Below are 26,979 nucleotides of genomic sequence, written 5' to 3'. Positions count from 1 at the left end.
GGTGACCTCATCATTCATCGATCCGTGCTGCGCGGACGGCCCGCTGCGGCCGCCGTTCCGGCCCGCCTGCACGGCACCGGACAGCGGCTGGTCACGGGTCTACCGCAAAGAGCTGTTCCGGAATACACCCTAACGCGCAGGTCCGACAGAACGTGCGCCCCGTCACACGGGGCCGCAGTGAACGGTCTGTGTTAAGCGACGAATGGCAGATCCGCTGCCCGACGCCGGCGGCTGCGAGGGCTACCTCGCCCGGCACGCCACGGGCCCGCAGCTGGGGATCCCGGCACGCACCACGGAAGCTGCCACGGCATCCAACCCAAGCCCGCACAGCCGGTTTTACGCGGAGGGCGAAAGCAGCCGCCGCTGGTGCTGGAGTGACGGCGGGCCAGCTAGTGATCGCCCCGGCAGGTGACTAGGCTGAGATGAAGTTGTGACATCCGAAGGGCGCGGCAGGACTGCTGGCCGTCCCGTGTGCGCCGCCGCCAGGCAGCGCAGTTCGGAGTGCGGCCACGCTAAGGAGAACAGAATGAACGAACAAGGCAATGGGCAGCTCCGCGCGCCCTTCCGTGGCGAAGGACCGGCCGGCGCCCCGCAGGGCAGCGCGCAGGGCGCCGAGCCGCGCTTTACGGTCGACAAGCCAAACATCAAGAACAACGAAGCCGTCCTGGGTTCATTCACCGTCCGGGACCTCACCGTCTTTGGCTCGACGCTGCTCCTCTTCGTCGCCTCCCTGATCCCGATGTTCGCCATCCAGTACAACTTGTGGAACCTGGGCAGCCTCTTCTTCCTGGGACTGGGAATCGTGCTGCCGCTGATCGTGGCGGCCCTCTTTGTGGCGCGCCGCGTCAGCCCCGGCACCAGGATCCGGATCGGGTCGCTCTCCATTGACCAGTTCGCCTCCGTCGTGGCGTCCTTCAGCCTCGCCTTTTTCTTCCTCGCGGCCGCCGGCGCCTTCGTGCCGAGCTTGCTGCTGGCCCTGCTCGGGGCGGCGGGACTCTTCACCGCTACCGTGCTCGCGCGGCTGATCCCCGCCCTCGCCGGCGACTTCCTGCACCGCGCGGAGACCCCGGCGCACGTCGTCGCCCGGGAAGCTGCCGCCCCGCTGCGCAGGCCGCGTGCCCCCAAAGTCCCCAAGACTCAGCAGGCCACCGGTGGTCCGGCGGCTGCCAAGACCGGGAACAGCACGCTCGCCGGCTGGGCCAAACGCATGGTTCCCGGCAAGTCCGGCGCTGCGGCGGAACACGTTCCGGCCAGTCATGAATTCGCAGGTGCCCACAAGGGCGCCGGCGCCACAGCGGTAGGCAATGCCCCCGCCGGAGCGAGCGCCGCCGGTGCTTCGGCGGCAGGTGCCGCTGCCGGCGTCGGCGGCGCCCGGCCCTCGGCTGAAGAGCCCGCTACCCAGGCGCAGGGAGTCGTCCCCCCGGCCGCCGCCGCCCCGGGCGCGGCGCACCCGTCAGCCGCGCCGGCCGCTGCCGGTCCTGAAGAAACGCAGGCGGCCCCGGTCGTGCCGGCTGCTGCCGGTCCCGAAGAAACCCAGGCGGCCCCGGTTGTGCCGACCGCTGCCGGAGCGCCGGCCGCGCGCCAGGAGTTGCCCACCGCCCTCACCTCGCAGGTGCGTTCGGCGGAGCCGATCGGCGCCACGGTGGACCCGGCGAGCCGGCCCGAAGCGTCACAGCCGGCGTATGAGGCCTTCTGGTTCGCTGTCCCGCAGCCCCGCACCGCGGTGGACGAGCGCACCGGCGCCCCGGCGTTCGTCGTCGAGCCCGGCGGCTGGGTCCTGGCGCTGGAAGACCGCGGCCACGAGTTCCTGGTCCAGCACACCGACGGCCGCGTCGGCGTCCTGCGGGACCTCAGCAACGTCGAACGCGGCTAGCAGGACCGTGGCCATCGAACCCGGGAGCGTGGACCCGGCGTCTGGTTCCGGGCTGACGGCCCGGACGGGGGAATCACCGCTGGGGCTCAAGCGCCGCGCCCGCCGGATCAACCGGGCGCTGGCCGAGCAATACCCTTATGCGCACGCCGAGCTGGACTTCCGCAACCCGTTCGAGCTGGTGGTGGCTACGGTGCTGTCCGCGCAGACCACGGATGTGCTGGTCAACCAGATCACGCCGCTGCTGTTCGCCCGGTATCCGGATGCGCGGAGCATGGCCGAAGCCGAGCCGGCCGACCTGGAAGCCATCATCAAACCCACCGGGTTCTTCCGCGCTAAATCGCGCAACCTGATGGCGCTGTGCACCAAGCTCGTCGACGACTACGATGGCGTGGTTCCGGGCCGGCTTGAAGACCTGGTGAAGCTGCCCGGGGTGGGCCGAAAGACCGCGAACGTTGTGCTCGGCAACGCGTTCGGCATCCCCGGCATCACGGTGGACACCCACTTTGGCCGGCTGGCACGGCGCTTCGGGTGGACCGAGTCGGAGGATCCGGTCCGGGTGGAGGCGGACGTCGCCGAACTCTTCGAACCGAGGGACTGGACGATGCTCTCGCACCGGGTGGTGTTCCACGGCCGCCGCGTCTGCCACTCCCGCAAGCCTGCCTGCGGCGCGTGCGCGGTGGCGAACTGGTGTCCCAGCTACGGCGCCGGCGAAACCGACCCGCAGCGGGCCCGGAAGCTGCTGAAGTACGAACTTGCCCCCGGCCAGGAGGAACTGCTCGCGAAGCTCCTCGCGGAAACCCACCGCGCCGCGGAAATCCGGATGGAATCCCAAAGAAGGCCACAATGACCGCCCGCCAGGACCTGATTGACCACGCCGCCGCAGTGCTGGCCGGCACCGCGCCCGAGCCGGATCCGCGCTGGCGTGAACTCGTCGTTGAGCCGGGAGCGCGGGTGCGCCGGGCGGCGGTGTTGATGCTGTTCGGGTCACTGGACGACGTCCCGGCAACGTCGGTGAAACTGCTGGCACCGGCCGATCTGGACGTGCTGTTGCTGCAGCGCGCCCAGACCCTGGATGACCACCCGGGCCAGGTGGCGTTCCCAGGCGGCGGCATTGACCCGGGCGAGTCGGCCACCGAGGCCGCGCTGCGGGAGGCCGAGGAGGAAACCGGCCTGGATCCCGCCGGGGTGGAGGTATTGGGGGTCATGCCCGAGCTGGCGTTGCCGCGCGGGAACTTCCTGGTAACCCCCGTGCTTGGCTGGTGGGCCGCCCAGTCACCGGTCCGGGTGGTGGATTACGGGGAATCCGCCCAGGTGTTCCGGGTCCCCGTCCGGGACCTGCTGGACCCGGACAACCGGGTCATGGCCACCGTGAGCCGCGCCGGACAGACGTTCCAGAGTCCGGCTTTCACGGTAAACGGCGTCGTGGTCTGGGGGTTCACCGGGATGATTCTCAACCAGTTGTTCGAACAGCTGGGCTGGGCCGTGCCGTGGGACCGCAGCCGGCTCCACGACATCGACGCGTAACCCGCGTGGGGCTCAGTGCCGGGACCGGTCAACCACCAGCCCGGTCGCGGCGTTTTCCCGTACCGCGGTGATGCCTGCGGCCGCGCCGCGGACCGAATTAAACGGTGGTGAAACAGCAAGAACTGTCCCGTCCGGTGCAGTCAGCTTAAAGAAGTACGACTCGTCCTCAGTTGCTGCAATCTCGAATACGCCAGCCACTTTGCTGCCTCCCCAGTTCCTTGCCTCAGTGCCTCTTGCCCCGCCGACGCGGACCGCGCGGCCGGGGCGTGTTGAGCGTATCGGGGCTAGTTCTGCGGCGGCAACGCTACTGGCGGGTACATTACCCCCGGTGTCCACAGTGGTGTCCACAGCGGTCGTGCCGCACCCGGTCCGGGTGGTTTATTTCGCGTTGTCATAGGAGTCGACGACGGCGATGCTCACGGGGAAGTCCACCGGGATCGTGCCGAACAGCAGTTCCTTGGCGGCGGCTGCGGATTCCTCAATGGCCTGACGGCAGGCGGCAACGGCATCATCCGGGCAGTGGACCATGACTTCATCGTGCAGGAAGAAGACCAGCTCACCGGCCGGCGAACCCGCGGCCCGCAGGGTCCGCAGCCGACGTCGCAGTTCCGCCAGCCAGCACGCGGCCCAGTCGGCGGCGGAGCCCTGCACCACGAAGTTCCGGGTAAACCTTCCGCGTGACCGGGCCAGCGCGTCGGCCCGGCGTTGTTCCTCCGCGGAGGCGGAACGCTGGCTTTGCCGCCACCGCTCCGACGGCGGCGGGCTGCTCCGGCCCAGCCGGGAGGTGACTATTGCCCCGGCCTCGCCGGCGCGGGCGGCCTGCTCGACAAACCCGACGGCGCGCGGATAGGTGCGGGCCAGCTGGGGCATCAACCGGCCCGATTCGCCGGTGGTGGCGCCGTAAATGGCACCCAGCAGCGCCATTTTGGCTTTGGCCCGGTCGCCGCCGAAGCCTTGCGCGGCGATGCCGGCGTAGAGGTCCTTGTCACGGGCGGCCTCGGCCATCCGTGAATCCTGCGCCAACGCCACCAACACCCGCGGTTCCAGCTGGGACGCGTCTGCGACGATCAGCTTGTGGCCCGGATCGGCGTGCACAGCGCCGCGGATCTGGCGCGGAATCTGCAGCGCCCCGCCGCCGCGTGAGGCCCAGCGCCCGGACACCACGCCGCCCACCACATACTCCGGTTGGAACCGGCCGTCCCGGACCCAGGCATCCAGCCATGCCCACCCGTTGGCGGCGTGAAGCCTGGCGAGTTTCTTGTACGCCAGCAGCGGCTCGATCGCCGGGTGGCGGGACTCCTTCAGCTCCCACTGGCGGGTGGACTTTACTTCAATGCCGTTGCGGTGCAGCGCACGCATCAACTCCTGCGGGGAATCCGGGTTCAGCGCCGGGGCCTGCAGCAGCAGGCGCAAGTCGCTGGTGAGGGCTTCCAGTTTCGCGGGCCGGTGTCCGTGCGGCGGCCGCGGGCCGAGCTGGTCCGCGAGGATCTGTTCATGGAGCTCCTCGCGCCACGGCACACCCGCGTGCTGCATCTCGACGGCGATCATCGCCCCCGCGGATTCGGCGGCGAGCAGGAGCTGGAGGCGCTGCCGCTGCCGCCTGGCGCCGGGGTCGGCGTCGGCCAAAGCGCCTTGCTGGGCCGCGTATTCGGCGCGGAGGTCCTCGGCTGAGAGCCGGGGCGCCGCGGACGCGCCGGGGTCACCGAACAACGCGCCCTGGTCAGCTGGGGGAGGCGGCGGCCGCAGCGCCCGCGGCGGCTGCTCGACGTCGTCGTCCTGGGTCAGCTTCTCGGCATTGCGCGCGTAGTGAGTATGCGCGGTGAACTCCGAGTGCGCCAGAATCGCGCCGCACAGGGTCAGGTCGTAACAGCGCTCGAGTTCTACGCCTGCGGCGAGCAGGTCCGGGTACCAGTCCTGAGTGCGGCGCCAGATCCAGCGCGGGTGGCCCTGTTCCAGCGCACGCACGACGCCGGGCAATTCGGCCTTGCTGACGATGCGCGGGGTGGGCGCGGCGGGATCGGGGGCGCCGCCGCGGGTGAGCCGTTGCAGGACTGCGCCGTCGGGGTGGGCGGCGAGCAGCAGATGCATAGCCTCAATTCTGCCCTGCCGACCGGCCGGCAGTTGCCGGCAGCGGTCGGCGGTTGTCCACATAGCTGTGCGCCAGGGCCCCGGACGGCGCCGGACCCGCGCAGACTGGGGCCATGAGCCGGCACCAGCTACCTGAACCCGCCGCCCCCGGATTCGACGGGCCGTCAGCCGGGCCGTCCCATTCGGCGCCAGGGCCGTGGCTTCCCGGCAGCGCCACGGAAACGCTCCTGGTCAGCGGCTCTGAGCTCCTGCGGAATGAGGTGGAGCGGATCGCCGCCGCCGCCGGGCGGCAGCTGAAAGTGACGCAGGATGCGGCGGAGGCGGCCCCATACTGGGATTCCGCCGGCACCGTGCTGTTGGGCAGTGACGTCCGGGAACTGCCACCCCGGCGCCGTGCTCCCGCTGTCCTCGTCGGCCTCAGCGGTGAAGGTGGCAGCCTGTGGCAGCTGGCCGCCGCCCTGGGAGCTGAACGCGTGGCTGTCCTCCCGGACGGGGGCCCATGGCTGGCGGAGTACCTCAGCCGCTCACAGGCACCCGATCCCGGCGGACACGTCCTCGGGGTGGTCGGCGGCTGTGGCGGGGCCGGAGCCAGCACCGGCGCGGTCTGGCTGGCCCGCGCGGCGGCAGCACTCGGTGCCCGGGTGCTCCTGGTCGACGGTGACCCGTGGGGCGGCGGCCTCGAACTGTCCCTGGCTGCCGAAGATGTGCCGGGGCTGCGCTGGCCGGACCTCGCCGAAGCCAGCGGCAGCATTGACCCCGATCAGCTCCATGAGGCCCTGCCGGAAGCCGGCGGCTTCTCCTTCCTGTCCTGGCCCGGCAACCGGGAGCGTGCCAGGGGCATCGACCCGGCAACCGTTGCCGGGGTGCTCGACGCGGCACGGCGCTGCTACGAGCTGGTGGTGCTGGACATCGGCCGCGGATGCGATGCCGTGCGTGCCTTCGCCTGGGAATGCGACCGCGTCCTCGTCGTTCTGCCGGCCCAGCTCCGTGCCGCCGTGGCGTCCGCCCGCCTGGTGACGGAGCTCCCGCCGGTGGACACTGCCCTGGTGATCAGGGCGAAGCCCGGCGCCGCGCTGGACGTGCAGCTCATCTCCGACGCCGTGGGATTGCCGGTGCAGGCCATCCTGCCTGAGGTGCGCGGCACGTCCGCGGCTACCGAACTCGGCCGCCTGCTCGACACCGCCCGGGGCCGCCCCGTGCAGCGCTTCACCGACGCCGTCCTTGACTTCAGCGTGGACGCTTACCCGTGAGCCCGCCGGCAGCACCGGAGCCGCGGGAGACGGCGGCGGCCGACAGCCCGCGGCCCCGGCGGCAGCTGCGCGGCCCCCAGCAGCGGGTGGATGCGCGGCTGCTCGAGGCCGTCCGAGCCTCGGTCATGGCCGAGGCGGGTCCCGTGACCGCTTCCCGGGTCGCGGCGGCCGTGCAGGCAACCGGAAGGGTATTGGGCACCGCCGGCGCGCTGGCAGCGGTGGACAGCATCAGCGCCGAATTGAACGGACTGGGACCGCTGCAGCCGTTAACCAGGGACCCGCTGGTCACGGACATCTTCGTCAACGGCCCCGAGTCCGTGTGGCTGGACCGGGGCCGCGGGCTGGAACGCGCCCCCGTCATGTTCGCCGGCGAGGCGCAGGTCCGGGCGCTGGCGGCCCGCCTTGTTGCAGCCGGCGGCCGACGGCTGGACGACGGCTCGCCCTGCGTGGACGTCCGGCTCGACGGCGGCTACCGGGTCCATGCCGTGCTGCCGCCAATCTCCACTGCCGGCACGCTGTTGAGCGTTCGGATCAGGAGGGCATCCGTGTTCTCGCTGGACGAGCTGGGCCGCAGCGGCATGTTCGGCAGGTTTGTCGGGGAGGTCCTGGCGCGGATGATCGCCTGCCGCTTGAATTTTCTGGTCAGCGGCGCGACCGGCTCGGGGAAGACCACGCTGCTCGCCACCCTGCTGGGCCTGTGCCAGCCGGCAGAGCGGCTCGTGCTCATCGAAGACGCCTCGGAGCTTAACCCGGTTCATCCGCATGTGGTCTCCCTCGAATCGCGTCACAGCAACCTCGAGGGCGGCGGCACCGTGGACCTGGGCGAACTGGTGCGGCAGGCACTGCGGATGCGCCCCGACCGGCTGGTCGTGGGGGAGTGTCGCGGCGCCGAGGTCCGTGAGCTGCTTTCCGCGATGAATACCGGACATGCCGGGGCCGGGGGGACCATCCATGCCAACGCTGCTGCCGCGGTCCCTGCCCGCCTGACGGCGCTGGGGGCGCTTGCCGGCATGAGCCCGGACGCCGTCCGCCTTCAGGCGGCCAGCGCGCTGGATGCCGTGGTGCATCTGGAACGCAGCAGGCTGGGCCGGCGGGTGGCAGCGATCGGTGTCTTCAGGGGGAGCGGGGCCGGGCTGGCTGTGGCAGCGGCGCTGGAAACCGCCAGCGGCGAGACCCGGGCCGGCCCCGCCTGGCCGGAGCTGGCGGCCCGGCTGGGCATTGACCCGGTTGCCCTGCCCGGCGCCGCCGGAGCCGGCCTGCCGGCCACCGGGGATGGTCCGCCATGACCGCGGTTGTTGCCTGTCTTCTGGCGCTGGCCCTGTGCCTGGCCTTGGATCCGTCGGGCGGCTCGGCCCGCAGGCTTCGCCGGTTGCTTTCACGCCGGCCGGCCCCGGGCCGCCAGCAGCCGGCTGGTTTCCGGCGGACGGGCCGCTTTCCGGGACTCCCGGTGTGGTTCGGCAACCGTGCCGGACCGGAAATCTCCATGACCGTGCTGGTGCACCAGTTGGCGGCGCTGTTGACGGGCGGCCGCTCACCGGCCCGGCTGTGGGAGGAAGTGTGGCTGCTGTACGCGGGCCGGCCGCAGCAGCCGCCCGTCCCGCCCCGTTCGCCCCTTCGTGCGGCCAGGCTCCGTCGTGCGGCCAGGCTCCGCCATGCCGGGCGTCGCGGATGCCTGGGCCCTGCGTCACAGGAGATCCTCACCGCCGCGCGGGCCGCGGCGCTTCGGGGCTCCCCGGTGGCCGCGGCCATTCGGAGCAGCGCCGCCACGCCCGGCAAGCCAGGGTCGGGCGGGCGCGCAGCCGGCAGCCGTGATCGGCGGGAACGGGCGGTCTGGGTGGAGTTGGCGGCGTGCTTCGACGTGGCCGAATCCAGCGGCTGTCCGCTCGCCGACGTCCTCACGCGCTTTGCCGCCCATCTGGAATCGGAGGACGACGCCGCAGACGCCCGGCAGACAGCGCTCGCCGGGCCACGGGCCACGGCCCGGATCCTGACCTGGCTGCCCTTTCTGGGCCTGGGGCTCGGGCTGCTGCTCGGTGCGGACCCCTGGGCAGTCCTGCTCGGCAGCCCGTTCGGATTAGCGTCGTTGGTTACCGGGATCGCCCTCACCGTCGTGGCCCGGATCTGGTCTACACGGCTTATCCGGTCGGCTGCCGGCCAGCAACGGTGAACGTGCAGCCGGGCAGCCTCGGCGTGGTGGCGTTGCTGGCAGTTGCCGTGCTCATCGCGCTCGCAGGCCCGGGCCGCGCGCGTCGGCGCTGGGTTCGGCTCAGCTGCGCAGGTCCCGGCGGATCGAACTCCGGGGGCCAGCCCGGGGAATGCGGCCGCGGCGGACCGGGGCCGGACCCGAACGCCGGACTGCGGGACCCGGCGCTGTTGCTCGAACTGATGGGCGCCATGCTGGATGCCGGCGCCGGGCTGGGCCGGGCCCTGGAGCTGGTGTCGTCGGATGTGGCACCTGACCTCGCGCGCCGGCTGGGCCCGGTCGTGTCCGCCCTGGCGATTGGCGCCGACTGGGACACCGCGTGGCGGAACGCCGCGGACGCACCCGAGGAGGTGCTGGCGCTCCGCGATGCCCTCGGGTTCGCTGCGCTGACCGGGGTGCCGTCGTCGGCCATCCTGTACGCCCAGGCCGCCCGATTGCGCCGTGAACACTTCCGCGCCGCCGAACGGCGCGCCGCCGCCCTGGGCGTGAAACTCGTGGTTCCGCTGGGTCTCTGTTCGTTGCCGGCTTTTGTCTGCCTGGGGATCGTGCCGGTATTGCTCGCCATGCTTCCCCTCAGCTCCTGACCGGCCCGACTCGTCCTCCACACCCGGGTTTTTCCACTTGGCCCGGGAGCCGACTTACCCGCCCCGACGCGGAGACGCAGATTGGAAACAGCCGGTGACTGCGCCGGCGACTCCTGAGAGGATCACCAATGACACATCACCCCAACGCCTCGCCCGGCCTTGACATCCCTGGCGCCGGGGCCGACGCGGACGTCCACGAGCTCTATCCGGGCGCCCGGCAGGACCCACCCGTTCGGGCGCCGGCAGCGGCCGAGGGACGGCGGCGAGTCTCCGAAGCCGGAATGGCGACGGCCGAATATGCCATCGCCACATTGGCCGCGGTCGGATTTGCCGGCCTGCTGGTGCTGATCATGCGCAGCGAGGAGGTCCGGGGATTCCTGTTGAACGTGATCCGCACTGCCCTGGCGATGCCATGATCCGCGGGCCGATCGGTCCCGTGGGTTGCCGCACCGGCTCCCGCCTCCTGCGGCGCACGGGACTCCACCCAGCCTGCCGGCCAGCCAACCACGGAGCGCAGGCTCTCCGTCGCGGGCGTCGTGGGCGGAGCCGGGGCGCTGTGACGGCCGAGTTTGCGGTCGCGTTGCCCGCGGTCCTGCTGGTCCTCGGCCTGCTGCTGGCCGGCTCCGCGGCGGGGCTGACGCAACTCCGGCTCGAAGAAGCCGCCCGGGCGGGCGCCAGAGCGCTCGCCCGCGGCGAGGACGCTGCCACGGTGGCCGGTATCGTCAGGCAGCTCGCGGGGGATTCGGCGCGGGCCGCCGTGACAGCGGACGGGGGCTGGCTCAGCGTGACGGTGACCGGAAGCGTCGAAGGGTCTGTAGGTTCAGTCATCCCGTGGTCCCTCACGGCGCGGGCCTGGGCCCGCAGCGAGGCCGCCGGGGCCGCGGCAGTAAGCGCTCCCCGGACGACCTTCCGGGCCCTCGAACTGGCGGCGTGATGACGGAGCGGCGCGTCAGGGCGGCTGTGGACGGCTTGTCGGTGCGCACCGCGGAGCAGCAGGGGGCCGCGAAGCCGGCGCGGAGCGTGGAGTGCGCGCCCAACCCGGAGCTCGGTGCCGGCACCGTCCTCGCGCTGGGCTTAGGCCTGGTGCTGCTGCTGGCGATGACCGCCGTAGTGGCCCTCGGCCAGGGCGCAGTGATGGCGGCGAAGGCCGCGACGGCCGCGGACCTGGCGGCGCTCGCCGCGGCGGACAGCGCCCGAGGGCTTACCCCGGGTGAGCCCTGCACGGTCGCCGCCGAGGTCGCCGGCCGACACGGTGCCCGGCTGGTGGGCTGTTTGATCGAATCCGGGGACACCGTCCAGGTCGAGACGGAACTACAGTTCCGGGCTGTCTTCGGCACGGCATCGGGCCGGGCCCGCGCCGGACCTCCGCCGGCATAGCTGTCTTGCGCCCTGGAACGGTGGGGAAAGGGACCCGTTGGGGCGCCCGATTAGTGGCCCGCCCGACTAGCCGCCGGACTAGCCGGCCGCTCCGCCGCCTGGCCGGCCACCTGCCCCGCGCTCCGGCCAGTGGCGGGTTCCGGCGCTGGCCCGGCCGGCGCTGGCCCGGCCGCGCCGCCGGGCCCGACGGCGGAACTGCCCATGGCGTCCGTGGCGTCGGTCAACAGCACCTCGATCAGCAGGACCGCCGCATCCTTGTCCAGCGGGTTGTTCTTGTTGCCGCATTTGGGGGACTGCACGCAGGACGGGCAGCCTGACTCGCACTCGCAGGCACTGATGGCATCGCGGGTCGCAGAGAGCCACACCTTGGCCTTGTCATAACCGCGTTCGGCGAAGCCGGCACCGCCGGGATGGCCGTCGTACACGAAGATCGTTGGCACCCCGGTGTCGGCGTGGATGGCGGTGGAGACGCCTCCGATGTCCCAGCGGTCGCTGGAGGCCACGAGCGGGAGCAACCCGATGGCGGCGTGCTCGGCCGCGTGCAGTGCGCCGGGAAACTGTGCCTCGATCAGGCCGGCACCTGTGAGGGACCGGTTGTCCATCACGAACCAGACCGCCTTGGTGAACAGCTCACGGGCGCCCAGCTCCAACGGTTCCTCGCCGAGGATCTCGTTCGAAATCAGCGCCTTGCGCTGGAAGGAGACCACCTGAGTGGTTACCTTGACGTCGCCGAAATGCACTGCCACGTCTCCCCACTGGGTCGTGCGGAGCGTCTCCCGCACCTCGATCTGGGTCACGTCGCGGGCGGTCGTGTAGTAGTCCGGGTTGGCCCGCCGCACCACGACGCAGTGCTCGTCTTCGTTCAGGTCTTCGACGACGTAGCTCTCACCCTGGTGGACATAAACTGCACCGGTGTGGGCCTGGTAGTGGGTCTGGGGAGAATCCATCGTGCCAAGCAGCGAACCGGTGTCCGCGTCCACAATGCTGACCGGTCCGCCGCCGTCGGCCCGGAGGTTCACCATCGCGGCTGCGCTTTGCGGGTGGGTCCAGAACCAGCCCGCCGGGCGCTTGCGGAGGTAGCCCTGCGCCACCAGCCGGGCCAGGAGTTTCTCCGCCGTGGCGCCGAACAGGTCCAGTTCGGCGTAGCCGAGCGGCAGTTCCGCCGCGGCGGCACACAGGTGCGGGCCCAGGACATACGGGTTTGACGGGTCGAAGACGGTGGCCTCCACCGAGACGTCGAAAATCGCTTCCGGGTGGTTGACCAGATAGGTGTCCAGCGGATCGTCGCTGGCTACGAAGGCGGCGACGGCGTCCTGCCCGGCCCGCCCGGCGCGGCCGATCTGCTGGAACAAGGATGCGCGGGTCCCCGGCCAGCCGGCGACCAGGACCGCGTCGAGGCCGGAGATGTCGATGCCCAGTTCCAGGGCGGAGGTGCTGGAGACGCCCAGCAGCTCGCCCGAGCGCAGCGCCCGTTCCAGCGCCCGGCGTTCCTCCGGCAGGTACCCGGAGCGGTAGGCCGCCACCCGTTGCGGCAGGCTGGGATCCACCTCGTCGAGGAGGCGTTTGGTGATGGACGCGATCGTTTCGGCGCCGCGGCGGGACTTGATGAACGCGATGGTCCGGACCCGGGAGGACACCAGGTTGGCCAGCAGGTCCGAGGTCTCGGCGACGGCGGTCCGCCGCTCCTTGGCCCCATTTTCGCCCCGGAGTTCCGTCAGGGCGGGCTCCCAGAAAGCCACTGTCGTGGCGCCGTGCGGCGAGCAGTCCTCGGCCACCGCCCGGACCGGGGCGCCGATGAGCCGGCCGAAGGAGGTTCCGGGGTCCGAGGCCGTGGCGGAGGCGGCAATGAATACCGGTCCGGGGCCGCCCGCGGGGCTGTAGTAGGCGCAGATCCGTCGCAGCCGGCGCATCAGGTTGGCCACGTGCGAGCCGAACACGCCACGGTAGCTGTGCGCCTCGTCGACGATGACGTAGCGGAGCCGGCGGAAGAACCGGGCCCACCATGCGTGGTTCGGCAAGATGCCGAAGTGCAGCATGTCCGGGTTGGCGAGGATGACGTTGGCGTGGTCCCGGATCCAGCGCCGGGACGCGGGGTCGGTGTCGCCGTCATAGGTTTCAGCGCGGATTGTGGGGAGCTGCAGCGCCCGGATGGCGGCCAGCTGGTCGGCAGCCAAGGCCTTGGTCGGTGACAGGTACAGGGCGACGGCGCCGTCGTCGTGGATCTTGCCGGGATCGGCCGCCACCCGCAGCTCGGAGCGGTGGACCGCGTCCAGCGCCGGAAGCTGGTAGGCCAGGGATTTGCCCGAGGCGGTGCCGGTGGCGATCACTACGTGTTCGCCCCCGTGCGCCAGGTCGGCCGCCTGCACCTGGTGGCGGTAGGGCTCGTGGATGCCGAGTGCCCCGTATGCCTGGGTCAGATCCGGGTGGACCCAGGCCGGCCATGGCTCATTGACGGCCTGACGGGCCGGGATAATCCGGACGTGCCGCAACTGTTCCGGCTCCGGGCCGCGGCCCAGCAACGGGATCAGGGACTCGTGTGGATTCACTTCAACATTGTTTCACCCGGGCTCAAATCGCCGCCGGGCACCGGGCACGCCGCCCCCCGGGCAGGCCGGGTCCGCCTCACTCCACGGACAGGTCGGCGCCCTCGTCCGAGGAGGAAAGCATCAGCACGTGGCACACCGTGGTCCAGCCCAGGTGCGAGTAAAGCTGCTGGCCGTCCAGCGACGCCAGCAGCAGCCCGGCGTCGACGTCGTGCTCGAAGGTCTGGGCGGCCAATGCCCGCATGATGAAGCTGCCCAGGCCCCGCCGCTGGAAGCCTGGCTCAGTCACGATCTTGTCGAACACCGCCGTGTGATCGGCGACGAAGACCTGCCCGCTGGCGGCAACCTCTTCCCCGGAGTACACGACGGCCTGATGGGACCCGCCCGCGCCGGAAGGAACCCACCGCAGGTCATCGTCGGGCAGCCAGGGGTCCTCGGAGTCCTGGGTTTCCATATCCACGACCATCATGGTCTGCGACGCCGAGGTGACCTTCAGCCCGCTCCGCTCCGCCAGGGCGGTGTAGCGGGCGGCGTCGTTGGTGAGGATCGTCAGTATCCGGGCAGGCGCCTCGGCCGTCTTGGCCGCCAGTGCGGCGAATTCGGCATCCGAGGGATCATGGGCGAAATATTCCCATTCGTGGGTCGTGTCCGCCCGCAGGACCGCCGGAAAGCGGCCCTCCCGGCGCGTCTCATAACCCCGGCAACCAGCCCACCCGGCAACCCAAAGCTCGAGGAGATGCGCGGTGTCTCCAACCATGGCGTCAAGACTCATGAGACGAGCGTATTCCAGCCCCGGCGCAAGCAACAGAGGCCCGTTCCGCAGGCAGGTTTTGCCCCGCCCAGTAGGCTTAAAGACGTGGCTTTGAATCGAATCGTGCTCTTTTACGGCTTTACCCCGCTCCCGGACCCGGAGGCCGTCCGGCTCTGGCAGCGGGCGCTCTGCGAAAAGCTCGGCCTGACGGGCCGGATCATTATTTCCAAGGACGGCATCAACGCGACCGTCGGCGGCGAGATCGGCGCCGTCAAGCAGTACGTGAAGACCACCCGCGAGTACCAGGGCTTCCGCGGCATCGATGTGAAATGGTCCGACGGCGGGGCGGCGGACTTCCCCCGCCTCAGCGTCAAGGTCCGCGACGAAATCGTCTCGTTCGGCGCCCCCGGCGAGCTGAAAGTGGACGAGAACGGCGTCGTCGGCGGCGGGACGCATCTGGCCCCGGAGGAGTTGCACCGGCTGGTCGCGCAGAAGGAGCAGGCCGGCGACGAGGTCGTGTTCTTCGACGGGCGCAACGGTTTCGAGGCCCAGATCGGCAGGTTCAAGGGCGCCGTGGTGCCCGACGTCGCGACCACCCACGACTTCATCAGGGAACTCGAATCGGGCAAGTACGACGCGCTGAAGGACAAACCGGTCGTGACCTACTGCACCGGGGGCGTCCGCTGCGAAGTGCTTTCGAGCCTGATGGTCAACCGCGGCTTCAAGGAGGTCTACCAGCTCGACGGCGGGATTGTCCGCTACGGCGAAACCTTCAAGGACCAGGGCCTGTGGGAGGGCTCGCTGTACGTGTTCGATAAACGGATGCATCTCGAGTTCAGCGAGGACGCGGCCACCATCGGACGGTGCGTCCGGTGCGCGGCGCCCACCAGCAAGTTCGAGAACTGTTCGAACCCCAGCTGCCGCACACTCACCCTGTACTGCGCCGACTGTGCCTCCGACCCGGCGACGCTTCGCTGCCCTGGCGGCTGCGCCGGCTGAGAAGGCAGCCGGGCTAAAGCCGGACCACGCGGTAGGCGAAATCGGCCGGCGCCACCGAGTCGATCCGGACCGATAGCACCGTGTCCTTGGCGAGCTGCACCACGTTGACCCGCGAGGCTCCGCACAGCAGGCTCAAGTCCACCAGCGCGCTGTTCCCGTCACCGACGGTAAAGGACACCCGCCGCGTACTCCGGCAGGCCAGCGTGAGGGCGTACGTGCCGCTCGGCAATTGCGTCGTGCTCTCGGTGCGCGACGCCGCGGCGCCCAGCAACCCGGAGCCGGCGTGAAACACCTGGCCCTGGGTGTCCGGCAACGCCTCGGTGACCCAGCGGCTCAGTGCCTCCCCGCTCACCGGCTGGCTAAGGCGCGGATCCGAAGGAAGCGCGGCGTCGCTAAAGCTCGCGGTGGGGGAGGGCACCGTGCTGGCGGACCGGCCGTCGTCGTACTGGTACTCGCACGCGCAGAGCCCCGCAGCGCACACCAAACCGGCGGCCAGCGCGGCGGCTGCTGCGCCGCGTGACCGGCGCAGCCGGGATGCCTGCGCGGTGGGCATACTCCGACTTTAAGCCTGCCTTCCCTGCCGGACCAGCACCCCGGCAGGACAGCACGCTCCGGCGCCGGTCCGCGCCGGTTCTACGGCGGCGGACGGCGCTCCAGCCGGAAGCCCGCCGCGGCGCCTAGGCCGGGGTTTCGGGTACTGGGGAAGATCGACACTGTGGCCCGCCAGGGTTCGAGGTCCACCACGGCCTCGACGGCCTGTCCGCATTCGAAATTGAGCTCCGTGCGGCCGCCGTCCCGCTGGCCGTCCTGGGAAACCACCAGGAAGGCGCTCGGCGTTCCGGCGCAGGCGACCGTCACGGCGTAGCTGCCCTTATCCAGGCCGCCGAAGGACGAACGGAGGCCGGTCCCGCCGATCCCTCCGATCCCGCCGCCGCTTCCGCTGACCAGTGCAGACGGCGGTGCTCCAAGAACCCGCTCAACTTCAGCGCGGTTCCGGGATTCCTTGGCCGCTACGTCCGGATCGAAGGACGGCAGCGGCGCCCTGCTGGCCGACGGCGCGGCTGCCGGGCTTCGCAGTGCAGCCGGCGGCCCGACGTCGTCCGCGACTTCACAGCCGGACAGCGCCGCTGCCAGCAGCGCCAACGCCAGCACCGAGCGGACCCTTCGCGTTCCCCAACGAGCAACCATGCCCAGAGCCTACTGGCAGCGGCCGCCGGCACGGTTCAGGTGGCGGGCACCAGCTGATAGGCAAAGATAAGCGGGGCGTCCACGCTGGAGGCGCTGATCGTCAGTTTGCCTGCGGCCGGAACCGTGATGCGTGCCGTTTCGCGGCTTCCGTTGCACGCAGCGCCGGCTTCGGTCAGGCGCTTGCCGTCGAGGACGACGTCGAAGAATTCCTTGCCCCCGCCGTCGCAGGTCATCGTCAGGGTGTAGCTGCCGGCGGAAACCGGAGCGTCCTTGCTGACCGGGTCGCGGTTGAGGATCTTGCCGGCGTCCGCCAGGACGGTCCCGCTCCGGGACGGCAACGCGGTCGCCTTCCAGGCGTCCACATCGGTGGATTCGATGGAACCGCCGGCAGAGCAGGCCGAGGCGGCAATCACGACGGCGGCGCCCACGGCGGCGCCGAAGAGGTGCCGGGCGGCGTGCCGGCGGGGCTGCAGCGGGAAGGCGAAAAGCATGCCTCCAACCTACCGGGTGCTCCGCCCCAGGACCCACCCCGCCGCTGGACATGCTCCGCGGTCAACCGGCAGCCAGCTCCAGCACCTTTTCCCGGTGCAGCGCCAGATAGACGCGGTCCCGCAGCCGGTTCGCCTCGGCGTCGGTCAGCGTCCGGTCCAGCGGCTGCAGGACCAGCCGCACCAGAGCATTCACCTGGCCCGGCCGAAGCCCGAGGCGCCCGGCGGCGGCGGGCGGGAGTGCCGCCGCCGCGGTCACGGCGCGGACCTCGAGGGAGGCCAGCAGCTCGGCGTCGGCTCCGAGCGCCGTCCGGGCCTGGTCGCCCAGCAGCTCACCGTCCGCGTCCGCTGCCGAGCCAAGGACCAACGACAGATCGCGCCGTACCTCAGGCATGGCCGAGACCGGCCGGTAGGGCTGGAGGTCCTGCAACTGCGCCTGGATCTCCGGATGCTCCGCGCGCAGCAGCCGGATGTCGCCGATCCCCTTGCGCAGCATCAGGGCACGGTCCAGGCCGAGGCCGAGCGCGAGGCCGCCCCAGCGCCGTGGGTCCAGGCCGGAAGCTCGCAGGAGCTGTGCCGCCACGAGCCCGCACTCGGCCAGTTCAAGCCACTCCTGGCCGCCGCCGGGGCCGGTGACCAGGACGTCCAGCTGCTGACCGAGTGCCGTGTAGCTGTGCCGTGCCGGTGTCGCCCGCCACTGCACGTCCGGATACTGCGCGGCGGGCAGAACGGCCTCCACGACCGCTGCCATCATGGCGTCCAGATCGGCGGGACCGAGGAGCCCCCGGGCCTTCAGCCGCCACACATCCAGCTGGTGCGGTGCGCCGGTGTGGGTCCGGTCCACCGCGTCGCGCCGGTACACCAGGCCCGGCAGCACGTGCAGCCGGTCGTAGTAGCCGAGTTCCCCGCGAAGGGTGTCCAGCAGCGCCGGCACTCCGGCCGAGGTGTGGCTGCGCAGCATCACCGTGGGACTCACATGGCGGGAGTAGCGCGAGTCCCGGGTCACGTCGTCGGCCGAATAGCCCAGGCGGTCATAGTTGTCGGCGGTGGCTACCAGCGGGCTGTTGCGGTGCGTCGAGACGGGAAGGTCCCAGAGCCGGGTCAGGCCGCCGACCACTTCATCCAACAACAGCTGGACGGCATGTGGTCCCTGGGCGGGATCGGAGAGGTCCCTCAGGGTGAGGGCAGCGTTCAACTCGGGCAAGGCAAGGTACGTCTTCATGGCGGGGGTCCTTAATATCCAGGGCGGGAGGGGAGATCACCCTCAGCCGCTGCGCCGGACGGACCCCGGCGGCAGTTAGGCGCGCAACATGAAGCCCGTGCGGCCGGGAAGCGGCCGAGGGCTGATAAATCGCTGTTGCTTCTGCATCCGTCCATGCTACGCCTGCCGGCGCGTTCCCTCCCGGAAGCACGGGGGCGCCACAGCCGCCACGGACCAGCAGGACGCCTTGACCTTGACGCAACGTCAAGCTTTATGCTCAAGACAGCGGCCCACAAACGGTGCCAGCAGCCGGATGCCAGCAGCCAGAAGGAGGGGCCAGATGGAATGGTCCGTACAGCAGATCGGGAAAATCGCCGGCACCACCAGCCGGACCCTCCGCCACTACGACAGCGTCGGACTGCTCAAGCCCAGCCGCACCGGAGCCAACGGCTACCGGTACTACGACCAGCCGGCCCTGCTGCGGCTTCAGCGCATCCTGCTGCTGCGGGAGCTGGGGCTGGGGCTGCCCGTCGTCGCCGAGGTGCTGGAGCACGAGCGCAGGGCTGAAAAGGCGCTGGCCGGCCACCTTGAGTGGCTGCAGCAGGAACAGGACAGGCTGGCCCGGCAGATTGCGTCGGTCCAACGGACCATCGAAGCGGTACAGGAAGGGAAGGAAATCATGGCGGAAAACATGTTCGACGGCTTCGACCACACCCACTACAAGGACGAGGTGCAGGAACGCTGGGGCAAGGACGCCTATGCCCAGGGCGACACCTGGTGGCGGGGCATGAGCACGGCTGACCGGGAGGCCTGGACGGTACGCTCCCGGCAACTCGCCGCAGACTGGCGCGCAGCGGCGGAGGCGGGCGCCTCGCCGGACAGCCCGGAAGCGCAGGACCTCGCGCGGCGGCACGCCGAATGGCTGGCCGGCATCCCGGGCACCCCGGCAGCTTCCGGCGGGGCCCAGCTCCCGGACTATCTGGTCGGACTCGGCAAGATGTATGTGGCGGACCCGCGCTTCGCGGCGAACTACGGCGGCGAGCGCGGGGCCGTCTTCGTCCGGGACGCGCTGCTCGCCTACGCGCGCCGGCTGCGCTGACACCCGGGGCCGGCGCCGGGCGCCCTAAACTTGTCCGGTGACTCCCTCGACGCTTTTTACTGCCGGCAACACCCCGGACGCCCCGCGCAGCGACCTGCCCGCCCTGTTGGAGGCGCTCGCCGCTGATCTGGCTGCCATTCACTACACGGTCGACGGCGTCGCGGAGTTGCTCGGCGATGCCGCCCACGCAGCCCTGGCCCGGGACCAGCTGGTTCCCGCGCTGATCGTCACCGAGGCAGCAGGCCGCGGGGCGGCGACCGCCGCGCTCGCCGCCGTCGTCCGGCTCTGGCTGCTGGCCGAGCCGCAGGAGTCCGGGACCGTTGACGCCGCCATGCCCCGGCTCGGGGCGCAGGGGCTGCTCCGGCTGGGACTTGTCGAGCCGGACGAGGGACTTATCCGGGCCAAAGCCGACCTGCGTCCCTACGGCTGGGACCCGGCAGAGGCAGACGACGGAACCGTCAGCGGGGGCGCCGACCTCTGGGTCGCCAGCGACCTGGCAGCACACCAGCGCCCGGGGGTGCTGCGCCGCGACCACGTCCTGGGCATCGGCCAGGCATCCACCACCCTGGTCCAGGTCACCGCGCGGCGGCACGTGGCGCGGGCCCTGGACCTCGGCACCGGCTGCGGCATCCAGACCTTCCACCTGCTGCACCACGCCGAGCATGTCACCGCCACCGACATCTCCGCCCGGGCGCTCGCGTTCACCCGCTTCAACCTGCTGCTCAACGCCGCGGCGCTGGAACTGGATCCTGACGACCTGGCCTCGCGGGTGACCCTGCGGCAGGGCTCGTTGCTGGCCCCCGTGGCCGGGGAGGAGTTCGAACTGGTGGTCTCCAACCCGCCGTTCGTCATTACCCCGCGGACAGGGGCGGGGGAGAACGGCGCAGACCGGTTCACCTACCGGGACGGCGGCCTGCCGGGCGACGACATCGTCGCCGCCCTGGTCCGGGACCTGCCCTCGGTCCTGGCACCGGGCGGGACCGCCCAGCTGTTGGGCAACTGGGAAATTCCCGCCGGCACCGGCTGGTCGGACCGGCCGCGGAGCTGGGCGGCCCCTGGCACCGACGTGTGGTTTATCCAGCGCGAACAGGTCGGCCCGGAACAGTACGCCGAGACCTGGCTGCAGGACGCCTCCGAGGCCCGTGACCGGCAGCTCTACCGCGACTCGTACGCCGCCTACCTGGACGACTTTGCTGCCCGGAACGTGGACGGCATCGGCTTCGGCATGATCTGGCTCCGGCGGCCTGCCCACGGCGCCGCCCCGGTAATCTCCCGCTTCGAGGAAATCACCTATCCCATCGAACAACCCGTCGGGCCGCACCTGGCCGCCGCCGTCGAGCGGGCGGACTGGCTGGCGGCCCACGACCTGGAAGCCGCACACTTGCTCGTCGCCGACGACGTCACCGAAGAGCGCCACCAGCGGCCCGGTGCCGAGCACCCCGGCGTCATCCTGCTCCGCCAGGGCGCCGGGCTGCGGCGCACGAACCTGCTGAGCACGGAGCTGGCCGGGTTCGTCTCAGCCTGCGACGGCGAGCTCACCGTCGGGCAGATCATCGGGGCCCTTGATGCCCTGTTGGGCGGCTTCGATGGCTACGACGGCGGCAGTTTCCGCCGGGTGCTGCTTGACGACGTCGGCAACCTGGTGCGCGACGGTTTCCTGCTCCCCGCCTGAACCCGGGAGTACCGCACACGCTTCGGGAAGGGTCTGGAGGCCTCTTCGGGCAAAACGGGGCAGCATCCGCGCGGCGAACGCCAGGGCCACGAGCACGCCGCCGGCGCCCGTGAGCAGGAAGCCCACCCGGACCGGCAACAGGGCGCCCAGCAATCCGCCCAGAGCCAGCGCGGCAATGGAGACAGCACGCGTCATGCCCCCGATGATGGCCATCCCCTGGCCGCGGCTGCCTTCGGGGATCCGCAACATGACGATCGCGCCAAAGCACGCGTTAAGGGACCCGCAGGCGAGGCCCAGCGCGGTGTAGGCCACAAACAGCCAGCCCACGTTGGGGACCAGCGCCATGACCGCCAGGAACGCCGAGGTCAGGACCATCGAAGCGCAGAGCACCTGCAGCCGGGCCGCGGACGTGCTGAGCCGGCCCGCGAGGGCAGCGCCGGCCGCCATGCCCAGTCCGAAGGCCGCCGCCAGCAGTCCGTACTCGGCCTCGGTGGCGCCCAGTTCCTGCCTGGCCAGAAAGACTTCCAGCACATTGGTGGCCTCGCCCAGCACGATAAAGAACAGGGCGCCGAGCACCAACGCCCACACCAGGCTGTCCCGCCGGATCAGCCGGAGCCCGTCCAGCAGCTGCGGTGCCTCGCGGCCCGCCCGTTCGGCGGCCGTTCCGCGGCGGGCCCGGATCAGCTTGGCCCCGACGCCCATGGCCAGGTAGCAGCCGCCGGCGGCGCCGAACACCAGCCCGGAGCCGCCCCACCCGGTCAGCACGCCGCCGGCGGCAGGACCGGCCATTCCGGCGATCATGATGGTGGCCTGCATGGTGCCCATCGCCCGCGGCGTCCGCTCCTCCCCGACAATCCGCGGAAGCAGGGCCTGCCAGACCGGACCCGCCACGGCCTGCGCCGCGTCGAGCAGGAACGTCATGGCGAACAGCGCCGGAACCGGGTTGTCGAGAAAGTGCAGGCCCAGCCCCATACCCGTGACGGCCAGTGCGCTCACGGCCGAAGCCGCCGTCGCAAGCGTGCGCGAATCGCGGGTGTCGGCCAGCCGGCCGGCCCACGGCGCAAGCAGAACCAGCGGCAAGGCCGAACACAGCAGGTAGGCGGCCACAAGCCACGGCCCCGCGGCGTCCGGGGACTCCTCCTGCAGGCGCAGCATCACGCTCACAACGACGGCGCCCATCCCCGCGGTGCCGAGGAAGCGGGAGCTGCTGGCGAGCAGGAAGTCGCGCTGGCGCCAGAGCGGGAAACCGGCCGCGGAACCGGACGAGCTATGAAATGAATGCTTCATAATAGGGAAGTTAACGGCCTGTCCGCCCAGTGTCAAGCATTTCTTTCATAGTTTGGGTCCCGCGGCTAGACTGGAACCGTGAATGCAGACAACCCGACGCCGGACGCGGCTCCGGCTTCCCCACGGCGCCGGGGCCGGCTGGAACAAAAGGTGGAGATCACCGATCCCAAGGCGATCCGGGCGCTGGCGCACGCCGCGCGGCTGGAGGTCATCTCGGAGCTGTATTCGACCCAGGTCAGCCGCACTGCCACCGAGTTGGCCGCCCAGACCGGCCTGACGCCGAGCGCCATGAGCTATCACCTGCGGGCCTTGCAGAAGTGGGGCATTGTGGTGCCGGCCGCCACCGCGGGGGATGCCAGGGAGCGCCGGTGGAAGGCTGCCGGTACCGATTTCGCCATCAATTCCGGGGGCGGGGCGGCCAGTCCGGAGTTTGCGGTGCTGGACCTTGAGTTGGACGCCTACCGCCGGCGGGTCAGGGCCTACGCCCGAAGCAGGGATGAGCGGCGCCAGCGCGGGGAGGCCGGCGAAGCGCCGTCCTCGGTCGTGCTGGCGAGCAATCTGTTGTACCTGACGCCGGCGCAGCGAGCAGAACTGAACGAGCGGCTGTTCGACCTGCTCAAGGACTACGAACTCGAGGATCCGGACCGCATCCCGGAAGGTGCCCAGCGGGTGGCCACCATGTGGTCCCTGATCCCGGACGACCGGGGCCCGGGAGCTGCCGGCTAAGGTGTGGGGCGGCCCGCGCTGCCCGCCGCGGGTGGCGGACAGAACGCCGTGCGGGACCAGCGCCGGGCGGAAATATGGCACGGAAAGGCCGGGGCGGGGATTGCGTCCCCGCCCCGGCCCTTGTCCAGGGTTCGCGGCTGTCCCGCCGCGAGCGGCCTAGCGGCGGGTGCCCCCGGCGTCGTCCGTGTCGATGTGTTCCTTGCGGACTTCCTCCTCGACGGTCGCCTCGTCGGTGACGGTTTCCGTGCCGAGGCGGACGCGTTCGACCGGCACGGTCTCCTTGTCCACGACGGGGCGTTCCTCGTGCAGGACCACCTCGTGTTCCTCCTCGCTGATGTCCTGTCCGGACATGGCCTGGCCCCGGTTGCCTTCGGTGATGGGTTCGCGCTCAAGCCGGACTTCCTCGCGCTGCACCGGGACAGTCTGGGTGACGTTTTCGGTGGTCACGTACTTGCGCAGCCGGGCCCGGCCCACCTCCTGCTTTTCGGTGCCCACGTTGAGGCGTTCCTCGGAGCGGGTCATGGCGTCGTCCGTGGTGGGGCCGGAGGTGTCATGCCCGACGGTGTCACGGCCGGAGGTGGTGCCGGCCGCCGTCCGGCTGTCCGTGCGGCCGGAGTCGGCCACCCCCCTGTCACGGTCGTCGGTGGCCTCCGTGTACGTCCGGACGCCGCCGCCGAGCTGGTAGTGCTGGTAGAGGCGGTCCTCCTCCGACGGTTCCAGGTGGCCGTCCACGTCCACCCGCGGCGCGTCCTTAACCAGGTTCTTGGGGTAGGGGACGACGAGGTCGTCTCCCCGGACCTGGGCGCCTTCCAGCGGGACAAAGCTTTCCGATGTCCCGAACAGGCCGGTCTTGGCGGTCACCCAGCTGGGCTGGCCGGTCTCGTCGTCGGCGTAGACCTGTCCGATGGACCCGATCTTGTCGCCGTCGGTGGAAAGAATGTGGCCGTTGCGGTTCAGCAGCTCGTCGATGTGTTCCTTGGCGATCATGGTGTCTCCTTGGAGTTGCAATCTGATTCTGCGATGGAATGAAGGCTTTACTGCGGGGCCTCCGGATTAACCATAAGCATGCTTAGTACATTCTTGGCAAGCATACTTATGAATTTTTTGCCTAGTGCTGGCCGAGGCTTCCGCCGGCCGGAGGCAGGGTGTCGGAAACGCGCTTGGTACCTGCCTCGCGCTCTGCCGCGCTGGCGGTGTCGCTCGCGGCGGTCCCGTCCGAGTCGCCTTCGGTGTCAACCAGGCCATTCGTCTGGTCGAAGGGAGCAGCATCGGGCCGGTCGGCGGCGGAGCCGGCGGGGACGGTCCCGCTCGCGCCCGGTCCGCGGCCCTGCTCGAGCCCTTCGCCGGGGAAGACGCTTCCCGCGGTGCCGGTGGGTGGAATGGTCGTCGGAGGCGTCGTGCGGGGCGTTACCGGAGGGGTTTGGACCGGGCCTGCGGGCGCGGCGTCGGTGTCGTCCTTGCGGCCGGAGGCAGCGGCGAGCCCGACGGCCGCCGCGGCGGCCACCCCGACGCCGGCTATCAGCTTCCCGGAGACGCCCGCCTTTCCGCTGTCGCCCCGTGATGCCGCGGCGTCGTCAACGCCCGGCGAGCCGTTGGCGGAGCCTTCGCCGACGGTTCCGCGCCATGCTCCGGATGCGTAGCCGGCGTCCTCGATGAACTCCTTGAAGCGGTTGAGGTCGTTCTCCGCCTGTTTCTCCACCACGTTCAGCTTGTCGCCGACCTTTTCCACCATTCCCTCGGGCTCGTATTCGAGTGTCAGCTGTACTGAGGTCTGGCCGCCGCCCAGGTCTTCAAAAGTCACGGCGCCGGCATTTGTCGCGCCCTCGGTGGCCGCCCAGGACACCTTCTGGTCGGGGACCTGTTCCACAATCCTGGCCTGCCACTGCCGCCGGACGCCAGCGATTTCTGCGGTCCATTCGAGGCGGTCGTCGCTGAGCTGCTTCACGCTTTTCACGCCGCCCATGAACTGCGGGAAGTCCTCGAACTGGGTCCACTGGTTATAGGCCACACTCACGGGGACGTTGACCAGGATGCGCTTTTCAACGTTGGTGCTCATAGATGTCTCCTTTTGGTTTGGGACAGAACCGGCTGGATGAAAATCATCAGTAGGCTTACTGTATCGGGAGACGCCGTCGCTGGCCAGAGGGGATCGGAGGCGTCGGTCAGCCTTTACGCCCTTCCGTGGCGACCCCCTCGATGAAGTGCCGTTGTCCGAAGGCGAACAGGATGAGCATCGGCAGGGTGATGAGCAGGGTGGCGACCATCACGTACTGGTAGTCGCCCTGGCCGCCGTTGGTGGGGCTGTACTTCGTCATGGCATAGGCGATGCCGAGAGGTGCCGTAAAGCCTTCCACCGATCCGGCGTTCAGATAGATCAGGGCGGACTGCAGGTTGTTCCAGCTGGCCTGGAACTCGAAGATGAAGATCACCACCAGCGAAGGGATCGACAGCGGCAGGGCGATCCGCCGGAAGAGTCCGAAGTAGCTGGCGCCGTCGATGCGCGCCGCCTCGAACAGTTCCCGGGGCAGCCCGAGAAAGAACTGCCGTTGCAAAAAGATGTAGAACGCTGAACCGAACAGGTTCATCCCGAACAGGGGGATCCAGGTCCCGAGCACCCCCAGGTTCTTCCAGATCAGGTATTGCGGGACCATGGTCACTGCGCCGGGCAGCATCATCGTGGCCAGGACAAGTCCGAAGAGAATATTCCTCCCGGGAAACCGGAAATAGGCGAAGCCGAACGCCACCATGGCGCTGGAGACGGTCACCAGCGACGCCGCCAGTACGGCGATCAGGAAGCTGTTTGTCACCCAGTGCACCAGCGGCAGCTGGTCCCACACCTGCAGGTAGTTCTGCGGCGTAAAGGTGCGGGGGATCAGTGCGTTGTCAAAGACCTCGGAGCGCGGCTTAAGGCTGGCGGCAATGAGCCACACCAGCGGGTAGAGAAACGCGGCGCTGACGGCAATCAACGCCGTCCACAGCACCACGCAGGCGGCCTTTGCCCGGGGCGGCAGGGAAGCTCGCCGCCGCCGGGCGCTGGCGGGCTGGTTTTCCGATTCGGGTGCCTGCTGGTGGGCGCCTGGCGATGCGGCGCCGGCAGCTTGGGTGCCAGTGGTTGCCATCAGCGTTTGTCCCCCTCGTAGTAGACGAACCGGTTTCCTACCCTGACCTGGACCAGGCTGATCAGCAGGATCAAGACGAACAGGACCCAGGCCATGGCCGCGGCGAAGCCGAAGTTGAACTCGCGGAACGCCTGCTGGAACAGGTAGATGCCGTAAAACAATGACGCTTCGGGAGACGTGCTCGTCTGGTCCCGCCAGAAGAGCAGGTAGGCCTGGTCGAAGACCTGCAGCGCTGCGATCGTCAGCACGATCACGTTGAAGAACAAGGCGCCGGAAATCATCGGGACCGTGATGTAAAAGAACTTGCGGACGGGGCCGGCGCCGTCAAGGGAGGCGACCTCGTAAAGCTCCTTCGGCACGCTCTTGAGTGCCGCGAGGAAAATGACCATGGTGCCGCTGACGCCCCAGAGAGTCATCAGGACAATCGAGGGTTTCACCCACGCCGGATCAATCAGCCACTGCGGACCGGAAATGCCGAAGAATCCCAGCGCCTGATTGATCGCACCGGTGTTGCCGTTCAGCAGCAGCAGGAACACCGCGGCGGTCGCAACCGACGGCGTCATCTTGGGAAGGTAGTACACCGTGCGGAAGAAGCCGGCTCCCCGTCCTACCCGGTTGAGCAGGAGTGCGAGGCCCAGGGCCACACAGATCTCCAGGGGCACGGCCATCACCGCGTAGAACAGCGTGTTGGCCAATGACGATGCCACCTTGGGGTCCGCGAAAAGGAGCTGGTAGTTCGTCGTGCCCGCCGGCCGGGCAACGTTCGTCGCAAGGTTGTAGCGGCTAAACGAGATAACCAGGCTGTACGCCATCGCGCCGAGCATGAACACGACGAAGCCGATGATCCAGGGGGAGATGAACAGGTAGCCGGCCAGCGCTTCACGCCGGTTGTACTTGTTCCGGGCGGGCCGTTTCCTGGCGCCCGGTCCGCGCGAGGCGTTTCCTGAAGACTTGACTCCCACTCGGGCCCCCGATCGTTGCGACAGTTGCAGCGTAGCCTGCCGCAG

General features: G+C 70.1%; 26 protein-coding genes and 1 pseudogene. 14 read left to right on the top strand and 13 right to left on the bottom strand.

The annotated features are described in order from the left end of the window. Nucleotides 1-526: 526 nt before the first annotated feature. From AC3ANP_RS02575 to AC3ANP_RS02565, 3 genes are read left to right on the top strand one after another with little or no spacing between them, the layout of a single operon-like run. Complete coding sequence (locus tag AC3ANP_RS02575; RefSeq protein ID WP_488331798.1) at nt 527-1,873, top strand: hypothetical protein; 1,347 nt, start codon at nt 527-529, stop codon at nt 1,871-1,873. Between the two features lie 13 nt (nt 1,874-1,886). Beyond that, nucleotides 1,887-2,720, top strand: a complete 834-nt coding sequence (nth, locus tag AC3ANP_RS02570; protein WP_488333127.1) for an endonuclease III — start codon at nt 1,887-1,889, stop codon at nt 2,718-2,720. Then, the gene (locus AC3ANP_RS02565) at nt 2,717-3,397 is read left to right on the top strand and encodes an NUDIX hydrolase (RefSeq protein ID WP_488331797.1); all 681 of its coding nucleotides are present in this window, start codon (nt 2,717-2,719) and stop codon (nt 3,395-3,397) included. Before nth ends, AC3ANP_RS02565 begins: the two co-directional genes overlap by 4 nt. Before the next feature lie 12 nt (nt 3,398-3,409). Here the strand turns inward: AC3ANP_RS02565 and AC3ANP_RS02560 are convergent, their stop codons facing one another. Continuing rightward, on the bottom strand, nt 3,410-3,595 hold the full coding sequence (locus tag AC3ANP_RS02560) for a YegP family protein (protein WP_488331796.1): 186 nt from the start codon (nt 3,593-3,595) through the stop codon (nt 3,410-3,412). A 180-nt stretch (nt 3,596-3,775) separates the two neighbouring features. Beyond that, nucleotides 3,776-5,485 (bottom strand): bifunctional 3'-5' exonuclease/DNA polymerase, encoded by a 1,710-nt coding sequence (locus AC3ANP_RS02555; RefSeq protein WP_488331795.1) that lies wholly within the window; start codon nt 5,483-5,485, stop codon nt 3,776-3,778. 260 nt (nt 5,486-5,745) lie between these two features. Here AC3ANP_RS02555 and ssd point away from each other — a divergent pair, with 260 nt between their 5' ends. From ssd to AC3ANP_RS02520, 7 genes are all read left to right on the top strand, one after another. Continuing rightward, nucleotides 5,746-6,735: a septum site-determining protein Ssd gene (gene ssd, locus AC3ANP_RS02550; protein WP_488331794.1), complete on the top strand. Its 990-nt coding sequence runs from the start codon at nt 5,746-5,748 to the stop codon at nt 6,733-6,735. After that, nucleotides 6,732-8,021, top strand: a complete 1,290-nt coding sequence (locus AC3ANP_RS02545; RefSeq protein WP_488331793.1) for a TadA family conjugal transfer-associated ATPase — start codon at nt 6,732-6,734, stop codon at nt 8,019-8,021. Before ssd ends, AC3ANP_RS02545 begins: the two co-directional genes overlap by 4 nt. Then, the gene (locus AC3ANP_RS02540; RefSeq protein WP_488331792.1) at nt 8,018-8,902 is read left to right on the top strand and encodes a type II secretion system F family protein; all 885 of its coding nucleotides are present in this window, start codon (nt 8,018-8,020) and stop codon (nt 8,900-8,902) included. The genes AC3ANP_RS02545 and AC3ANP_RS02540 overlap by 4 nt, the downstream gene beginning before the upstream one ends. Nucleotides 8,903-8,904: 2 nt before the next feature. After that, nucleotides 8,905-9,522: a type II secretion system F family protein gene (locus tag AC3ANP_RS02535; RefSeq protein WP_488333126.1), complete on the top strand. Its 618-nt coding sequence runs from the start codon at nt 8,905-8,907 to the stop codon at nt 9,520-9,522. Nucleotides 9,523-9,650: 128 nt separating this feature from the next. Then, nucleotides 9,651-9,938 (top strand): DUF4244 domain-containing protein, encoded by a 288-nt coding sequence (locus tag AC3ANP_RS02530; RefSeq protein ID WP_488331791.1) that lies wholly within the window; start codon nt 9,651-9,653, stop codon nt 9,936-9,938. Nucleotides 9,939-10,078: 140 nt separating this feature from the next. After that, a complete protein-coding gene (locus tag AC3ANP_RS02525) occupies nt 10,079-10,456 on the top strand; it encodes a TadE family type IV pilus minor pilin (RefSeq protein ID WP_488331790.1) in 378 nt (125 codons plus the stop codon). After that, on the top strand, nt 10,456-10,899 hold the full coding sequence (locus AC3ANP_RS02520; RefSeq protein ID WP_488331789.1) for an Rv3654c family TadE-like protein: 444 nt from the start codon (nt 10,456-10,458) through the stop codon (nt 10,897-10,899). The genes AC3ANP_RS02525 and AC3ANP_RS02520 overlap by 1 nt, the downstream gene beginning before the upstream one ends. Nucleotides 10,900-10,949: 50 nt before the next feature. Here the strand turns inward: AC3ANP_RS02520 and AC3ANP_RS02515 are convergent, their stop codons facing one another. Then, complete coding sequence (locus AC3ANP_RS02515) at nt 10,950-13,445, bottom strand: DEAD/DEAH box helicase (protein ID WP_488331788.1); 2,496 nt, start codon at nt 13,443-13,445, stop codon at nt 10,950-10,952. Between the two features lie 76 nt (nt 13,446-13,521). Continuing rightward, nucleotides 13,522-14,214, bottom strand: coding sequence for a GNAT family N-acetyltransferase (locus AC3ANP_RS02510; protein WP_488331787.1), 693 nt, complete (start codon nt 14,212-14,214; stop codon nt 13,522-13,524). Nucleotides 14,215-14,298: 84 nt separating this feature from the next. Here AC3ANP_RS02510 and trhO point away from each other — a divergent pair, with 84 nt between their 5' ends. Next, entirely contained in the window at nt 14,299-15,192 is an 894-nt protein-coding gene (trhO, locus tag AC3ANP_RS02505; protein ID WP_488331786.1) for an oxygen-dependent tRNA uridine(34) hydroxylase TrhO, read from the top strand. 13 nt (nt 15,193-15,205) lie between these two features. On the opposite strand, the gene AC3ANP_RS02500 is transcribed toward trhO, so the two are convergent. The 4 genes from AC3ANP_RS02500 to srmL all read right to left on the bottom strand — a co-directional run bounded on the left by AC3ANP_RS02500 (nt 15,206) and on the right by srmL (nt 18,090). After that, nucleotides 15,206-15,745, bottom strand: a complete 540-nt coding sequence (locus tag AC3ANP_RS02500) for a DUF6023 family protein (protein WP_488331785.1) — start codon at nt 15,743-15,745, stop codon at nt 15,206-15,208. Nucleotides 15,746-15,825: 80 nt separating this feature from the next. Next, nucleotides 15,826-16,380, bottom strand: coding sequence for a hypothetical protein (locus AC3ANP_RS02495; protein ID WP_488331784.1), 555 nt, complete (start codon nt 16,378-16,380; stop codon nt 15,826-15,828). Between the two features lie 35 nt (nt 16,381-16,415). Next, nucleotides 16,416-16,871: a DUF6023 family protein gene (locus AC3ANP_RS02490; protein WP_488331783.1), complete on the bottom strand. Its 456-nt coding sequence runs from the start codon at nt 16,869-16,871 to the stop codon at nt 16,416-16,418. Between the two features lie 61 nt (nt 16,872-16,932). Next, on the bottom strand, nt 16,933-18,090 hold the full coding sequence (srmL, locus tag AC3ANP_RS02485; protein WP_488331782.1) for a PheS-related mystery ligase SrmL: 1,158 nt from the start codon (nt 18,088-18,090) through the stop codon (nt 16,933-16,935). A gap of 319 nt (nt 18,091-18,409) precedes the next feature. On the opposite strand from srmL, the gene AC3ANP_RS02480 reads away from it, so the two are divergent. Further along, entirely contained in the window at nt 18,410-19,168 is a 759-nt protein-coding gene (locus AC3ANP_RS02480) for a MerR family transcriptional regulator (protein WP_488331781.1), read from the top strand. 37 nt (nt 19,169-19,205) lie between these two features. After that, nucleotides 19,206-20,840 (top strand): DUF7059 domain-containing protein, encoded by a 1,635-nt coding sequence (locus AC3ANP_RS02475; protein ID WP_488331780.1) that lies wholly within the window; start codon nt 19,206-19,208, stop codon nt 20,838-20,840. A gap of 114 nt (nt 20,841-20,954) precedes the next feature. Here AC3ANP_RS02475 and AC3ANP_RS02470 read toward each other — a convergent pair. Further along, nucleotides 20,955-21,995: pseudogene (locus AC3ANP_RS02470) on the bottom strand (MFS transporter); the annotation flags it as partial. A 210-nt stretch (nt 21,996-22,205) separates the two neighbouring features. Between AC3ANP_RS02470 and AC3ANP_RS02465 the strand changes: the two are divergent. Then, nucleotides 22,206-22,853, top strand: a complete 648-nt coding sequence (locus AC3ANP_RS02465) for an ArsR/SmtB family transcription factor (protein WP_488331779.1) — start codon at nt 22,206-22,208, stop codon at nt 22,851-22,853. Between the two features lie 156 nt (nt 22,854-23,009). On the opposite strand, the gene AC3ANP_RS02460 is transcribed toward AC3ANP_RS02465, so the two are convergent. From AC3ANP_RS02460 to AC3ANP_RS02445, 4 genes are all read right to left on the bottom strand, one after another. Then, nucleotides 23,010-23,840: a DUF2382 domain-containing protein gene (locus AC3ANP_RS02460; protein ID WP_488331778.1), complete on the bottom strand. Its 831-nt coding sequence runs from the start codon at nt 23,838-23,840 to the stop codon at nt 23,010-23,012. A gap of 121 nt (nt 23,841-23,961) precedes the next feature. Continuing rightward, a complete protein-coding gene (locus tag AC3ANP_RS02455; RefSeq protein ID WP_488331777.1) occupies nt 23,962-24,909 on the bottom strand; it encodes an SRPBCC family protein in 948 nt (315 codons plus the stop codon). A 106-nt stretch (nt 24,910-25,015) separates the two neighbouring features. Next, a complete protein-coding gene (locus AC3ANP_RS02450; RefSeq protein WP_488331776.1) occupies nt 25,016-25,972 on the bottom strand; it encodes a carbohydrate ABC transporter permease in 957 nt (318 codons plus the stop codon). Next, a complete protein-coding gene (locus tag AC3ANP_RS02445; RefSeq protein ID WP_488331775.1) occupies nt 25,972-26,934 on the bottom strand; it encodes a carbohydrate ABC transporter permease in 963 nt (320 codons plus the stop codon). Before AC3ANP_RS02445 ends, AC3ANP_RS02450 begins: the two co-directional genes overlap by 1 nt. Between the last annotated feature and the right edge of the window lie 45 nt (nt 26,935-26,979).

It is taken from the genome of Arthrobacter sp. JB02-1C (assembly GCF_057748045.1).
This window is presented reverse-complemented; position numbering and strand designations above follow the sequence as displayed.

Excerpts from the sequence above, each read along its gene's own strand:
- AC3ANP_RS02575 (WP_488331798.1), top strand. The coding sequence starts at position 527 with ATGAACGAACAAGGCAATGGGCAGCTCCGCGCGCCCTTCCGTGGCGAA.
- AC3ANP_RS02565 (WP_488331797.1), top strand. The coding sequence starts at position 2,717 with ATGACCGCCCGCCAGGACCTGATTGACCACGCCGCCGCAGTGCTGGCC.
- AC3ANP_RS02555 (WP_488331795.1), bottom strand. The coding sequence starts at position 5,485 with ATGCATCTGCTGCTCGCCGCCCACCCCGACGGCGCAGTCCTGCAACGG.
- AC3ANP_RS02540 (WP_488331792.1), top strand. The coding sequence starts at position 8,018 with ATGACCGCGGTTGTTGCCTGTCTTCTGGCGCTGGCCCTGTGCCTGGCC.
- AC3ANP_RS02530 (WP_488331791.1), top strand. The coding sequence starts at position 9,651 with ATGACACATCACCCCAACGCCTCGCCCGGCCTTGACATCCCTGGCGCC.
- AC3ANP_RS02520 (WP_488331789.1), top strand. The coding sequence starts at position 10,456 with ATGACGGAGCGGCGCGTCAGGGCGGCTGTGGACGGCTTGTCGGTGCGC.
- AC3ANP_RS02510 (WP_488331787.1), bottom strand. The coding sequence starts at position 14,214 with ATGAGTCTTGACGCCATGGTTGGAGACACCGCGCATCTCCTCGAGCTT.
- AC3ANP_RS02500 (WP_488331785.1), bottom strand. The coding sequence starts at position 15,745 with ATGCCCACCGCGCAGGCATCCCGGCTGCGCCGGTCACGCGGCGCAGCA.
- AC3ANP_RS02495 (WP_488331784.1), bottom strand. The coding sequence starts at position 16,380 with ATGGTTGCTCGTTGGGGAACGCGAAGGGTCCGCTCGGTGCTGGCGTTG.
- AC3ANP_RS02490 (WP_488331783.1), bottom strand. The coding sequence starts at position 16,871 with ATGCTTTTCGCCTTCCCGCTGCAGCCCCGCCGGCACGCCGCCCGGCAC.
- srmL (WP_488331782.1), bottom strand. The coding sequence starts at position 18,090 with ATGAAGACGTACCTTGCCTTGCCCGAGTTGAACGCTGCCCTCACCCTG.
- AC3ANP_RS02480 (WP_488331781.1), top strand. The coding sequence starts at position 18,410 with ATGGAATGGTCCGTACAGCAGATCGGGAAAATCGCCGGCACCACCAGC.
- AC3ANP_RS02460 (WP_488331778.1), bottom strand. The coding sequence starts at position 23,840 with ATGATCGCCAAGGAACACATCGACGAGCTGCTGAACCGCAACGGCCAC.
- AC3ANP_RS02455 (WP_488331777.1), bottom strand. The coding sequence starts at position 24,909 with ATGAGCACCAACGTTGAAAAGCGCATCCTGGTCAACGTCCCCGTGAGT.
- AC3ANP_RS02450 (WP_488331776.1), bottom strand. The coding sequence starts at position 25,972 with ATGGCAACCACTGGCACCCAAGCTGCCGGCGCCGCATCGCCAGGCGCC.